16 protein-coding genes and 1 pseudogene are annotated in these 12897 nt (G+C 60.8%); 13 read left to right on the forward strand and 4 right to left on the reverse strand.

Annotated features, from left to right (window positions below):
* Positions 1-49: 49 nt before the first annotated feature.
* Entirely contained in the window at positions 50-775 is a 726-nt protein-coding gene (locus tag BV82_RS14480) for a hypothetical protein (RefSeq protein ID WP_010220091.1), read from the forward strand.
* Positions 776-796: 21 nt separating this feature from the next.
* Here the strand turns inward: BV82_RS14480 and BV82_RS14485 are convergent, their stop codons facing one another.
* Complete coding sequence (locus BV82_RS14485; RefSeq protein WP_036997204.1) at positions 797-1873, reverse strand: SDR family oxidoreductase; 1077 nt, start codon at positions 1871-1873, stop codon at positions 797-799.
* A 73-nt stretch (positions 1874-1946) separates the two neighbouring features.
* Between BV82_RS14485 and BV82_RS14490 the strand changes: the two genes are divergently transcribed.
* From BV82_RS14490 to BV82_RS14505, 4 genes and pseudogenes are all read left to right on the forward strand, one after another.
* A complete protein-coding gene (locus BV82_RS14490) occupies positions 1947-2336 on the forward strand; it encodes a MerR family transcriptional regulator (protein ID WP_036997202.1) in 390 nt (129 codons plus the stop codon).
* A gap of 57 nt (positions 2337-2393) precedes the next feature.
* Positions 2394-2957, forward strand: a complete 564-nt coding sequence (locus BV82_RS14495) for a histidine phosphatase family protein (RefSeq protein ID WP_036997200.1) — start codon at positions 2394-2396, stop codon at positions 2955-2957.
* A gap of 13 nt (positions 2958-2970) precedes the next feature.
* Positions 2971-3267, forward strand: a pseudogene (locus BV82_RS14500) (aminotransferase class I/II-fold pyridoxal phosphate-dependent enzyme); the annotation flags it as partial.
* A gap of 76 nt (positions 3268-3343) precedes the next feature.
* Positions 3344-3913: a GNAT family N-acetyltransferase gene (locus tag BV82_RS14505; protein ID WP_036997198.1), complete on the forward strand. Its 570-nt coding sequence runs from the start codon at positions 3344-3346 to the stop codon at positions 3911-3913.
* A gap of 54 nt (positions 3914-3967) precedes the next feature.
* Here the strand turns inward: BV82_RS14505 and BV82_RS14510 are convergent, their stop codons facing one another.
* Positions 3968-4597: a universal stress protein gene (locus BV82_RS14510; RefSeq protein ID WP_051636830.1), complete on the reverse strand. Its 630-nt coding sequence runs from the start codon at positions 4595-4597 to the stop codon at positions 3968-3970.
* 334 nt (positions 4598-4931) lie between these two features.
* On the opposite strand from BV82_RS14510, the gene BV82_RS14515 reads away from it, so the two are divergent.
* From BV82_RS14515 to BV82_RS14525, 3 genes are all read left to right on the forward strand, one after another.
* A complete protein-coding gene (locus tag BV82_RS14515) occupies positions 4932-6005 on the forward strand; it encodes an NAD(P)-dependent alcohol dehydrogenase (protein ID WP_036997196.1) in 1074 nt (357 codons plus the stop codon).
* Between the two features lie 18 nt (positions 6006-6023).
* Positions 6024-6218 carry a hypothetical protein gene (locus BV82_RS14520; RefSeq protein ID WP_081492750.1) on the forward strand — a complete coding sequence of 65 codons (195 nt, stop codon included), beginning with the start codon at positions 6024-6026 and terminating at the stop codon, positions 6216-6218.
* Between the two features lie 93 nt (positions 6219-6311).
* A complete protein-coding gene (locus BV82_RS14525) occupies positions 6312-7553 on the forward strand; it encodes an MgtC/SapB family protein (protein ID WP_026001125.1) in 1242 nt (413 codons plus the stop codon).
* A 1-nt stretch (position 7554) separates the two neighbouring features.
* Here BV82_RS14525 and BV82_RS14530 read toward each other — a convergent pair whose 3' ends face one another.
* Together BV82_RS14530 and BV82_RS14535 are read right to left on the reverse strand one after the other, a co-directional pair.
* Positions 7555-7974 (reverse strand): YeeE/YedE family protein, encoded by a 420-nt coding sequence (locus tag BV82_RS14530; protein ID WP_026001126.1) that lies wholly within the window; start codon positions 7972-7974, stop codon positions 7555-7557.
* A 2-nt stretch (positions 7975-7976) separates the two neighbouring features.
* Entirely contained in the window at positions 7977-8411 is a 435-nt protein-coding gene (locus BV82_RS14535; RefSeq protein WP_010220102.1) for a YeeE/YedE family protein, read from the reverse strand.
* 222 nt (positions 8412-8633) lie between these two features.
* Here BV82_RS14535 and BV82_RS14540 point away from each other — a divergent pair, with 222 nt between their 5' ends.
* The 5 genes from BV82_RS14540 to BV82_RS14560 are packed head-to-tail and all read left to right on the forward strand — an operon-like array spanning position 8634 to position 12893.
* The gene (locus BV82_RS14540) at positions 8634-9311 is read left to right on the forward strand and encodes a thermostable hemolysin (protein WP_036997194.1); all 678 of its coding nucleotides are present in this window, start codon (positions 8634-8636) and stop codon (positions 9309-9311) included.
* Positions 9301-10782: an AMP-binding protein gene (locus tag BV82_RS14545; RefSeq protein ID WP_036997192.1), complete on the forward strand. Its 1482-nt coding sequence runs from the start codon at positions 9301-9303 to the stop codon at positions 10780-10782. Before BV82_RS14540 ends, BV82_RS14545 begins: the two co-directional genes overlap by 11 nt.
* Positions 10779-11453 carry an iron-containing redox enzyme family protein gene (locus tag BV82_RS14550; RefSeq protein ID WP_036997190.1) on the forward strand — a complete coding sequence of 225 codons (675 nt, stop codon included), beginning with the start codon at positions 10779-10781 and terminating at the stop codon, positions 11451-11453. Before BV82_RS14545 ends, BV82_RS14550 begins: the two co-directional genes overlap by 4 nt.
* On the forward strand, positions 11440-12249 hold the full coding sequence (locus BV82_RS14555; RefSeq protein WP_036997188.1) for an SDR family oxidoreductase: 810 nt from the start codon (positions 11440-11442) through the stop codon (positions 12247-12249). The genes BV82_RS14550 and BV82_RS14555 overlap by 14 nt, the downstream gene beginning before the upstream one ends.
* Positions 12246-12893: a tetratricopeptide repeat protein gene (locus BV82_RS14560; protein WP_036997185.1), complete on the forward strand. Its 648-nt coding sequence runs from the start codon at positions 12246-12248 to the stop codon at positions 12891-12893. The genes BV82_RS14555 and BV82_RS14560 overlap by 4 nt, the downstream gene beginning before the upstream one ends.
* The last annotated feature ends 4 nt before the right edge of the window (positions 12894-12897 follow it).

A 12897-nucleotide genomic window follows, 5' to 3' on the forward strand; every position in this document is an offset into this window, starting at 1 on the left:
GTTCGGCCCGCCATCCCCAACGCCAGCAAACACCGAGGCACCGCAGTCGATGGACCCGACGCACATCCAGGCCCTTCAACAGCTACGCAGCGTGCTCCCCATCAGCCTGCGCCACGCCCAGGCCCTGCTGGAACACTGCGCAGGCAACCCCCAGCAGGCCGCCGAGCGCTACAAGACCGAGCTGCTGCAGGTGCTGGTGGACAAGTCCGGTCTGCCCGCCGATCAAGCCCAGGCGCATCTGCACAACGCAGGCTATGACCTGAACCGCGCCTTGAGCGCGGTAGAGCAAGCGCGCTTCACCCTGACCCAGCGCATCCTGCGCACACATCACCAGGACAAGGCCCGGGCCCTGGACCTGATCGCCCAGGCGATAGAAACCGCCGAGCAACTGCCGCGCCAGTACTGGCTGGCCTTCGAGCGGCTGGAACAACTGGCCCCGGCACCGCGTTGCTTCATGGTGCTCCACGAATGGCTGGCCTTTGAGGACTGGGAAGGCTTTGACAGTGCCCTGCACTTTCATCTGCCGCAGGCCATCGCCCAACTCAGGCACCTGCAACTGGATGCCCTGGCGGACACCCTGGAACAGGCCGATCAGCACCAGCAACGGCTACGGGCAGCCCATACCGAGCGCGAAAGCCCCATTGAGCTGGCCGTGCGGGTCAATCAGGATCCGTTGTTCAACGCCTGCCAGGACAGCTTCAGCCAGCAGCGGCCGCAGCTCGACGAGCGCCTGTACGAATGGGTGGAGCAATACATAGAGCAGTTCCCAGCCTGAGCGGCGAGTTCGCTTCAGGTGTCACTGGATATCCTTGCCCAGACAATGCGCATTGACGAACGTCGCGGTGTGTCGCAGCGCTTCGCGGATATCCGGTTTGGCAATGCCATGCCTGCCAGCAAATTGCTCGACCGCCGCGGTATCAAAACGGGTGGTCTGGATGAAGTCCAAGGCCTCGACGTTTGTATTCAACAACCGCGCAATGGGACGAACGCTGAGTAGCAACTTCATCAGTCGCAGCGGCATGTGATGCTTCGGCGCTTTCACGCCAAGCGGGTGTGCCGCCTGGGCCAGGAGTTCTCGCAAATTGGGCGTCTGGTCATCAAGCGCCAGCAGTTCCTGCCCCACCATGGCGGGATCAAACGCACAGGCCGCCACCAGTTCGACCAGGTAATCCACGCTGACCAACGGCAGCCAGTGCTCGGGGGTCCCCGGCACTGCCGCCAGCTTTCCTTGCACCAGGTTGCGTATCAGCTCCATCAGGGGCTGCCCCTCGAGGATGTGTCCGGTGCGGCTGTGGCCGCAGACTGTCGCAGGGTGGACAACGGTAATCTCCCCGCCCTGGGCCGCCATAACCTGCAGGGTCGCAAAATGCGCCTCCAGCTTGCTTGCCTCGTAACCACCGACCTTGCGGTAAACGGCGGGCCAGTTGGTCAGCTCTGGACGACGGGGATCAATACCGATGTTGCGCAGATGCTGGTGATTCTTCAGCATATAGCCGCCGATCAACACCAACCGGCTGTTTTGTTCAGCGGCCAACAGCGCCACCTGCCTCGACCCCTCGACGTTCACTGCCCGTGACTGTTGCAGCGAAAGCCCCCAGGCGAAGTGGGCCCCCAGATGAAACACGATGCGGGCACCTCTTAGCACGGCTCGGTCGACATGACTCAGGCCAAGGTTATCCCGCTGCAGATCGCCAGATACGGCGAACACCTGGGCGGCATTTCCCCCCAGGCTGGCGACGTGCTCACGCAATGCGGCCAGTCGCTCCGGGCGCCTCATCAAGACCCGGACCGTATGCCCTTGTGCACTCAAGAGCGCCACCAGATGCTGACCGATGAAGCCGGTACCCCCTGTGACAAAGCACTCCACGCTCATTTTCCTGCTCCTTGGTAAGGTGAGAAATCAAGCGTAAACTATCGACCCAACTCTACAGTCAAGCGGTGTTTTCATGAGAATCGGCGAACTGGAGGCTCGTAGCGGGGCAAGTCGGCACACCCTTCGTTACTACGAACAAATCGGCTTGATCTCGCCCCAGCGGCGGACTAACAACTACCGCATCTACACCACGCAAACACTGCAGGACCTGGACTTTATCCAGCGCGCACAGGGCATGGGGTTTTCCCTCGGGGAAATTGGCGAGATTCTCGATGCGCAGCGCAACAAGCTGATCGACTGTGCGGCCGGCGCGAAGCTGATTGAAAAGAAGATGGCAGAGATCAAACAGAAAATCGTCAGCCTCCAGAGTATTTATCAGTATCTCGATGAGGAGCGCATCAACCTTGAACGCAGTGCCGCCGAGCAAATTGAGCTGCAGAAGCTGAACAGCTCTCCCAACTGAGAGAAAACCTGTAGGTAACGCCTTCTCACGCAAGAACAAATCAAGGATTGGAACACCGTGCATAGGGAAATCATCTTGATGCGTCATGGTCAGCCAGACCTGGCCACCTCCGGCAAGATTTCAGCGCTCGAGATGCAGCGCTGGATCGAGCAGTACGAATGCTCCGAAGTCAAAAACCAGCCCGCACCACAGGTTAGCGTTGAGCTGGCGGCTACCGCCAAAGTGATTGTCTCGAGCACCGCGCCCCGGGCACTGACCTCCGTGCGAGCGCTGGGCTTGCAGCCCATTCTGGTCGACGCGGTTTTCTGCGAGGCGCAACTGCCTCATGGCCGCTGGGCGCTGCCGCGTCTTTCCCCCTTCACCTGGGCATTCATTCTTCGTGTCTTATGGTTGTGCGGTTTCTCAGGCACGGTTGAGTCTGCCCGCAAGGCCAAACTGCGGGCCAACCAAGCAGCGCAACGACTTCAATCCCTTGCGGATGAGGGGCCCGTACTACTGCTTGGCCACGGAATCATGAATCAGCTGATCGCCAAGCAGTTGGAAGCTGCCGGCTGGGTTCGCCAACAGCGCAATGGCAATAGCTACTGGAGCGCCACGACCTATCGCATGAGGCAGGCGTAAGTTCGCTGGCATGCCGGGGATCCATTGCGCAACGCCGGATGCTGCCATCTATGCCTTTGCCAGCTGCGCGGCGCTGATCGGCAAGACCACCCCGGCTGGCCGTTATCTGGCCAGTGATGAAGACGTGGCGCTGGCCTTGCTGGAAGAGGCGCAGGTTGCCGTGGTGCATGGCAGCGCCTTCGGCCTTGGACCTTACTTGCGCATTGCCTACGCCCTGGACGCCCCATCGCTGCTCGCAGCGTGCGCGGCGATGGCGCGGTTCTGCCGAGCGCTCATAAGGCAGTCGTCGATGCATCTTCACTTGACGTAAATCAAACACGCAGCTTGTGACAGGTGTAGACAAGGGAGGTGCTTTCCAACCTCTCGATCGCTTCGGAGTAACCCCCATGGCACCCCAGCCCTCTGCGCAAACACCCTCTACCCCCGCCTTTGCGCCTGTACAAGGCGAACACTGGATCGAGCCGCTAAAGGAGGGTGGACATGTCCTCATCAGGCCGTTGCGCGCCGAGGATCGCGAGCGAGAAAAAGCCTTCATCATGCGCCTTTCTCCAGAGTCGCGGCACTTTCGCTTTTTGTCGCAAATCACAGAGCCGGGGCAAGCGATGCTGGATCAGTTGATGACCATCGACATGCGTCAGCATGTGGCGTACGTGGCGTTGGCACACGTCAATGGCGAACTCCTGGAGGTCGGTATCAGTCGCTATGCAGCCAGCCCTGAAGCGGATGAGTGTGAATGCGCGGTTACCGTTGATGATCAATGGAAGCATCGCGGCCTGGGGTCACTGCTACTTGGCCACCTCATCGACAAGGCGCGGGCGAACGGCTACACAAGCCTGTTCTCGATCGACTCGGCGGCTAATACGGCGATGCGCGATCTGGCTCGCGAGTTTGGTTTCTCGACCGTGCGTGACCCCAGCTATGCGTGCCAGGTTATCCATCGGCTTTCATTGCTGTGATGAGCGTTGCCAGGCAGCATCCGGGCCGCGGAACCACGCTGAGGCACGCCGTTGTCAGGCCACCGGAGCATCCGGCGTGATCACCAGGACACTGCTGGGCATCTTGTAGAGTACCCTTTCAACCGTGCTACCAATGTACTTGGCCAAACCACGGTGGTGCACCCGCCCCATCACCACGATATCGGTGCCGTGATCCCGGCAAAAGGCACTCAAGACTTTTGTCGGGTCGCCCATGATCATGTGGCAACTCTCTGGATCGATACCATTGCGCGCGGCCAACTGGCGAAAGGCATCGCTTTGGGCTTCATGCAGACGTTCGGCCACATTGGAGCCAAACACAAAGGCGCTACGCCCCAGGTTTTCTGCATCCGTTTGCATAGAGGTCAGGTCGTAGGCATACAGGATTTCCACTTGCGCCTGGCATTGCATGGCCAATTTCAACGCTTCATTGATGATACGGTCATTGAACCCTTGGAATTGATCCTCAGGGCGTGACAGATCAACCGCTGCCAGTATTTTGCGCGGTAGGGCGTGGCTGGCCTCGCTGACAAAGTGCAACGGTGTTCTGCTTTCGCGCAACAGCCGGATATCCAGCGTGCTGAACATCGCCCGCATCAGGCGCGATTCCTGCTCGATATCCTTTACCAGCATGGTAAAGGGCTGTTCTTTCAAGTGAGTCAGCATTTCCTCCAGGACATTCTCTACCCACACGACGGAGCAATCAGCAACAAGCGTTGAACGTCAGACATGACTCACCTCGGGCGAAGTAATGAGCAGGTACATACCATCCTGCATCCGTCCAACGCTGAACGATTGATTTGCATCAAGCTCGCGATGCAATGCAACGCGCAATGGCCCACTGCGTTGCTGAAGGCCATACCAGGCGATGTCGTCCGACGCACGGTAACCCGACTAGTGAAAATAGCCTTGGATCCTTGATCCGGGTCAATCGATTCGCTGGTTTTGCGCGCAGGCTAAACCAAGGTGAATGCCACGCTCCCGAAGAGGAACCGATGCCATGGCGACCATGAAAGCTGCAGTTTTTGTGGAGAAAAACAGGATAGTGCTGGAGCAAAAGCCTATTCCCGACATCGGCCCGAGTGACGCGTTGGTGCGCCTCACAACCACCACCATCTGTGGCACCGATGTCCACATCCTGCGCGGTGAATACCCTGTCGCCAAGGGTTTGACCATCGGTCATGAGCCCGTTGGCATCATTGAAAAGCTCGGCGCCCAGGTTCAAGGCTTTAGCGAAGGACAGCGGGTCATTGCCGGCGCAATCACCCCAAGCGGCTATAGCAATGCCTGCCTGTGTGGGTGCTCTTCCCAGGATGGGCCCGGCACCCTCCATGGCTTCAAGGCCATCGGTGGCTGGAAGTTCGGCAACACCATCGATGGCTGCCAGGCCGAGTATGTTCGGGTACCCGACGCCATGGCCAACCTGTCGTTGATACCCGATAACCTCAGTGATGAACAGGTTCTGATGTGCCCGGACATCATGTCCACCGGGTTCAGCGGTGCCGAACGCGGTGATGTGAAAATCGGCGATACGGTCGCGGTCTTTGCCCTGGGCCCTATTGGCTTGTGTGCGGTCGCCGGTGCCCGCTTGAAAGGTGCCGGCACGATTATCGGTGTTGATAGCGTGAGCGCGCGCATGAGCGTGGCCCGCCAGCTTGGCGCTTCACACCTGGTCGATTACACCCAGGGCAATGTCGTCGAGCAGATCATGGCGATAACTCACGGCCGTGGTGTCGATGTCGCGATTGAAGCACTTGGCAGCCAATCGACGTTTGAATCCGCGCTGCGGGTGTTACGGCCCGCAGGCACCTTGTCCAGCCTCGGTGTCTACGCTTCAGACTTGCGCATTCCCCTCGATGCGTTTGCGGCCGGCCTGGGTGACTACAACATCGTTACCACGCTGTGCCCCGGTGGCAAGGAGCGTATGCGACGCTTGATGGAAGTCATCGCCAGCGCACGCATTGACTTGGCGCCATTGGTGACCCACCGCTTCAAGCTGGACGACATTGAAGCCGCCTACGACCTGTTTGCCCATCAACGCGACGGCGTCATGAAGGTCGCCATTACGCCCTGAATGAACGGAGTAGCCTCAATGAACATCTACATTGAAAGCCATCCACGTCAGAACCGTTGGTGGGTGCACCTGGATGTCTGGAGGGTGAGTTTTCAAAGTCTTGAAGAAGCGACAACCTTCGTCGATCGCCTCCATGCTCGAGTCAACGCCCCGCACTCCCTGACGATGCTAGCTGAGCGTGCGCAGGTAGTTGGTAAGTCAACGCTACGGTGAAGGCCCGGCGACAACGCTATAATCCGGGAAGGACTGCAGCTCAACCCAAGCGGTTAGCACGCCTGCCCTCCCCTGTGCCTCGATGCCGCCATCATGCTTGAAACCCTGGACATTACGCACCTCGCTGCAGCCTTGGGCATAGGAATGCTGGTTGGCCTTGAGCGTGAACGCAAGAAAGGCAGCGGCGAGCATCGCGCATTTGCCGGCCTCAGGACCTTTGCCATCACCTCGGTGCTGGGCTACGTCTGCATGGCCGTCGCGGGGGCGATGTTAGTGGCTGTCATGAGTATCGCGCTGGCTCTCATCATTGCCGTCGCCTACTGGAAACACGCTGGCAAGGATCCAGGCATCACCAGTGAAATCGCCCTGCTGTTCGTCTTGCTGCTCGGTGCCTTGTGTCATGAGCAGCCAGAATTGGCGATCGCCATCGGCGTGGTGCTTACGGTTGTTTTGGCGCTCAGGCAAGAACTGCACCGTTTTGCCCTCCAGCAATTGACCGAAACCGAAGTTCGCGACGGGTTGATCCTGCTGACTGGGGCATTGGTCATCCTGCCCTTGACGCCAGATCGCTTCTTCGGCCCGTTTGGCGCCATCAATCCGCGCACCATCTGCACCCTGACCGTGCTGCTGATGGGGGCCGGGGCACTGGGCCATATTGCCATGCGCATGGTGGGCGAGCGCTATGGCTATACCTTGAGTGCCATTGCATCAGGATTTGCTTCTGGCTCGGCGACCATCGCCCTGATGGGGCATTTAGCCCGAAGGGAACCATCATCTGTCAAAGCGCTCAGCGCTGCAGCGCTGTTTTCCAACCTGGCGACTGTTGCCTTGCTCGGTCTGGTGCTGGGGGCCGTCGACCCGGCGTACGTGGGGGCGTTATGGGCGCCGATGCTGTTGGCGGCATTGACGACAGTGGTCTGCGGTTCCCTGCTGCTAGCCCCCTGGAATCCTTCGCTTGTGCCGGCTGCAAGCAAGGTTGGGGACGGCGCTTTCAATCTCAAGGTCGCCCTTGTGGTCACGGCGGCAGTGACCGGCATCACCCTGCTCTCATCGGCGCTTCTAGCCAGCCTTGGACACAAAGGTGTACTGATCGCCGCGTTGCTGAGCGGCCTGGCCGATGCGCATGCAACGGCAGCGTCGATCGCCTCGGTGGTGAAGTCAGGGCAACTGCCAGTGGCAGACATCGCGATCCCCGCACTGACAGCCATGAGCAGCAATACGCTGACCAAGTGCGTGCTGGCCTGGACCAGCGGTGGGCCCAGGTTCGGCGCTTATGTCATTGTTGGACAGCTGCTGATTATCACCTCGATGTGGGCAGGCCTGCTGTTGCAGTAGATCAGCGCGTACGCCGGCTTTCCAGGGCATTGAAAAGCACCATGCCCGCCAGCATCGCGAGCACAAAAATAATGATTTGCCAGTGGCCGCTCAGTAACAGCGCCAGTGATGGCCCGGGGCAAATACCGGCAATCCCCCAACCGATGCCAAACAGCAGGCTGCCGCCCACCAACCTGCGGTCCAGGGTCCGCGACGTCGGCATGCACATCGGCGCGCCTAGCAGCGAGCGTGTTTGTTTGCGGCCCCATTGCATGGGTATCAAGCCAATCCCGATCGCACCGAGCATGACCATCCCAAGTGATGGATCCCATTGCCCGGCCAGATCCAGAAAACCCAGCACCTTGGCCGGGTTGACCATGCCCGACAGCAACAGGCCAAGGCCAAACAGGACACCGCAAATAAAGGCCATAAGCCGTAGCATGATCAGGCTCCGAGCAGATGACGAACGATGAACACCACAGCAAAGCCTGCGGACATGAAACACAGCGTGGCCAGCAGTGAACGAGGCGCTAGCCGCGCCACGCCGCAGACACCGTGCCCGCTGGTGCAACCGGCGGCGTAGCGGGTACCCACCCCGACCAGAACGCCGGCCACCAGCAAGCCAAGCCAACCGGTCTCAAACTGCACGACCGGCCCCTCGGCGAACACCCACCACAGCAAGAGCGATAGCACCACCCCGAGGAGGAACAGCGCTTTCTCCCCTTTGCCTTCGCCGTGTTTTTCCAGAAGGCTGCCGAGCATCCCGCTGATACCCGCCACGCGCCCATTCAAGAGCATGTACAAATTGGCCGCGCCACCGATCAACAGACCGCCGAGCAATGCCGTCCAGGGGGTGAAGTTGCTCCAATCGATGGTCATGCGCATTCCTCTCTGCCAGTTAGAAACAAGGTGGCCGCCACATGCTCGATCCATGCATGTGCCTGGCGCTTGGCTAGCATACGCTTGAGCATAGATCCAAACACATCCAGAACCGCAGGCACGCTCAAGAACGCCCCGCCCTGCTGCTTTGACCATCTTCAGACTCCGTTAAGAATTGCCCCGGATACTCCTGCCATTGCTAATTGTGGGAGGCATCGACCCATGCCGGACTTTGACTGGAATATTCCCCTGCCCCTGTGCTTCGGTACTGCGCACGCGACAACCATGATGCTGGCCAGGGCGCTCCCCGGCGAAGGCCCTCGCCCACTGTTTGAAGCCTTCATCCAGCAGCGCTTTGGCAAGGTCCATGGCGCGCAGATCCGCCACTTCATGCCCGAACTGTTTGCGCTCAGCAGCGTGGCAGGAACGCTTTGTGCCGTGGCCGGTATACGCCTGGCAGGCGCCGAGCCGCTGTTTCTCGAGTGTTACCTGGACGAGCCGATCGAGCGCATGATCAGCGCCGCTCAGGCGCAGTCGGTAGAGCGCGGGGCAATTGTCGAAGTCGGCAACCTGGCCGCTGCGGACACCGGCAGCGCACGCCTGAGCATCATCACCATAACCTACCTGCTGGCCATGGGCGGGCTGGAGTGGGTCACGTTCACCGGCAGCATCGGTCTGGTCAACAGCTTTCATCGCCTGGGCCTCAAGCCTCAGACACTGTGCACCGCAGACCCGCTACGACTGGGCGAAGAGCGCCACAGTTGGGGCAGCTACTACCAAAGCCAGCCAAAGGTGCATGTCGGCAACATCCGCGCAGGCTTCGTTCATCTGCACAACACCGGCCTGTTCAATCGACTCGGGTTGCCGAGCGCTCATCTGGAGGGCGGTCATGTCGCCTGAACTGCAGCGCTTCGCGCAGACCCTGCGCCACCATGCCAAGCACAACGCCACTGTCATCGCCCTGTGGGGCGATGAGTTGAAGCTGAGCTATGCCGCGCTGTACGCCGAAGTGCGGTACCGCCAGCAACAATTGCGCGATGAGCGGGCTACGGTGGTTGCCCTGGCGCTGGACAATGGCGTCGACGCGTTGCTCTGGGACCTGGCGTTGTTGTTCGAGGGGGTGACCTGCCTGCCCTTGCCGCCGTTCTTCAGCATGGCGCAACGCAGCCATTGCCTGGCACTGAGCCAGGCCAGCCTGGTCATCGCTGAACCTGCGCTGCAAGTCGAGTTGCAGGCAAGCGGTTATGAAAAGGTCGGTGCGTTCTGGCACAAGCACTATGACGGCTCGCAACGGCTGCCGGCAGGCACCGCCAAGGTGACCTTTACCTCCGGCACCACGGGCACGCCCAAAGGGGTGTGTTTGAGCGCCGATAGCATGCTCAGCGTCGCCCGCGAACTGAGCGCGGCCAGCGCGCTGACCGACCCGCGTCATCACCTGGCGCTGCTATCACTGGCGATTCTCCTGGAAAACCTGGGGTGCTACGCCGCCCTGATTAGCGGCGCGACCTTGAGTGTGCCCGGGCTGCACACCCTGGGTATCCAGGGCGCCAGCGGCGTCGATGTGCCACGCCTGCTCGGGGTACTGGCAGCCCGAGCACCGCACAGTGTGATCCTGGTGCCGCAACTGCTGCTGTTATTGGTCAGCGCCGCCGAACAGCATCGCTTCGACCCGCGTTCATTGCGGTTTGCCGCGGTGGGCGGTGCGCGGGTATCGGCCGCGCTGCTCAAGCGCGCCCAATGCGTCGGCATCCCCGTGTACGAAGGCTACGGTTTATCGGAATGCGCATCGGTAGTGTGCCTTAATCGACCTCAGGCGTTGCGCCCAGGCAGTGTTGGCCAGCCGCTGCCTCATCTGCAGGTGCGCTTGGCCGACGACGGTGAAGTGTTGATCAAGGGCTCAAACTTGCTCGGCTACCTCGGTGAGCCCCCGTACAGCGGCGAATGGTGGCCCAGTGGCGACCTGGGCGAGTTCGACCACGAAGGTTTTCTTTACCTCAAGGGTCGCAAAAAACATCAGTTCGTCACCAGCTTCGGCCGTAACGTCAACCCGGAATGGGTCGAGACCGAACTGACCCAACGCGGCCCGATCGCTCAGGCCTTCGTCTACGGCGAAGCCATGGCGCACAACCATGCCTTGCTTTGGCCCCATCGTCCGGACTGCACTGACTGCGAGCTGGCCACCGCCGTCGCCCAAGCCAATCAGGCGCTGCCCGACTACGCCCGGGTTCACCGCTGGAGCCGCCTGGAGCAACCATTCACCTACGCCAATGGCTTGCTCACGGCCAATGGCCGGGCGCGCCGTGAGCAGATTGTCGAACGCTACCGCGCGCAGCTAACTGACACCTTCCGCGATGAGGACAGCACATCATGAGTTTTTTCGACACCCTGCAACAGGCCACCCACCACGAGCGTCAGACGCTGTTCAACCTGCCAATCATTCGCGATGCGCTCGATGGCCAGGTCAGCCTGGCAAGCTACCAGGCGTTCCTGGCCCAGGCTTACTACCACGTGCGGCACACCGTGCCGTTGATGATGGCCTGCGGCGCACGCCTGCCAATGCGCCTGGAATGGCTGCGCAAGGCGGTCTGCGAGTACATTGAGGACGAATACGGGCACGAGGCCTGGGTGCTCAATGACATTCAGGCCTGCGGTGGCGACCCGGCGGCGGTGCGTGACGGGCGTCCGTCGCTGCCGATCGAGCTGATGGTTAGTTACCTCTACGACCTGATCGCCCGGGACAACCCGGTTGGCTTGTTCGGCATGGTCAACGTTCTGGAAGGCACCAGCATCGCCCTGGCGACCCATGCCGCTGGCAGCATTCGCCAACACCTGGGCCTGCCTGAGAGCGCCTTCAGCTACCTCGACTCCCATGGTGCGCTGGACATCGAACATATGCAGACCTACCGCCGACTCATGGACAGGTTGGACGATCCGCTTGACCAGCAGGCGGTCATTCATGCATCAAAAGTGGTCTACGCGCTCTATACCGATATGTTCCGCGGCTTGCCGCGAGACGGGGAGCCCAAGCATGCGCCTGTCTGAAGCTCGCGTGGTATTGACCGGCGCCTCGGGCGGCATTGGCCTGGCGATCTGCGAAGGGCTGTGCGCCAGCGGTGCCCAGGTGCTGGCAGTGTCCCGCCATCGTCAGGCCCTGGAACCGTTGCTTGCGCGCTTCGCGCACAACCTCTGCTGGGTAGATGCCGACCTGACATTTGCCAGCGATCGCAAGAAAGTACTGGCCATGGCCCAGGCCATGGGTGGTATCAACTTGCTGATCAACGCCGCAGGTGTGAACCACTTCGCCATGCTCGAGCAACTGGACGACAGCGAGATTCATGCCTTGCTAGCAGTCAACATCGGCGCACCGATCTGCCTGACTAAAACCTTGCTGCCCCTGCTGCGCAAAGCCAAGAGTGCCATGGTGGTCAACGTCGGCTCGACCTACGGCTCCATTGGCTACCCCGGCTATGCCAGCTACAGCGCCAGCAAATTTGCCTTGCGCGGGTTTTCCGAAGCGCTGCGACGCGAGCTGGCCGACACCAGCGTCACGGTGTTGTACGTCGCGCCCCGGGCCACCCGCACGGCCATGAACAGCACCGCAGCCCAGGCCCTCAATGACGCGCTCAAGTCCAGTGTCGATGACCCGCAAACCGTCGCTTCAGCGGTGTTGAACGCTATTGCCGGTGATCGCCGGGACTTGTACCTGGGCTGGCCAGAACGCTTCTTCGTGCGTCTGAACAGCTTGCTGCCCCATCTGGTGGATCGCGGCTTGCGCAAGCAACTACCCTTGATCCGCCGCCTGAGCCAAAAGCCTGACAAGGAGCACTTCAAACCATGAGAACACTTGCCACTTGCCTGCTGCTCGGCCTGCTCAGCCAAGGCGCCTGGGCCGCGCTGGACGCTCCCGACCAGCAGCGCCTGAATGATATCCAGCAACGCTGGGCGCAAATCCAGTATCAGCTGCCTGCCGAGCAGCGCAGCGTCGCCTTTGAACAGCTCGCAAGCCAAGCCTCGGCCTTCGCCCGGGAGCGCCCCGGCGCCGCTGAAGCATGGATCTGGTCTGGTATTGTCATCAGTAGCTGGGCCGGTGCTCAGGGTGGTCTGGGCGCGCTGGGCAAGGTCAAGGCTGCCAGGGCCGACCTGGAAAAAGCCCTGGCCCTGGACCCGCAAGCATTACAGGGCTCGGCCTACACCAGCCTGGCCGCGCTGTACGACCGGGTACCGGGCTGGCCCATTGGCTTTGGCGATACCGACAAAGCCGAACAATTGCTCCAACAGGCACTGCACATCAACCCTGACGGTATCGACAGCCTGTACTTCTGGGGGGATCACCTCTACCGTCAGAAGAAATACAGCGAAGCCCGCTCTGCCTTGCAAAAAGCCCTGCTGGCGGCGCCCCGTCCAGGTCGCGAAAGTGCCGACGCCGGGCGGCGCAAGGAGATCGAGACCTTGCTGGGCGACGTCAACAAGAACATCGACTGAGTGG

Source organism: Pseudomonas donghuensis (assembly GCF_000696345.2).
GTDB lineage: Bacteria > Pseudomonadota > Gammaproteobacteria > Pseudomonadales > Pseudomonadaceae > Aquipseudomonas > Aquipseudomonas donghuensis.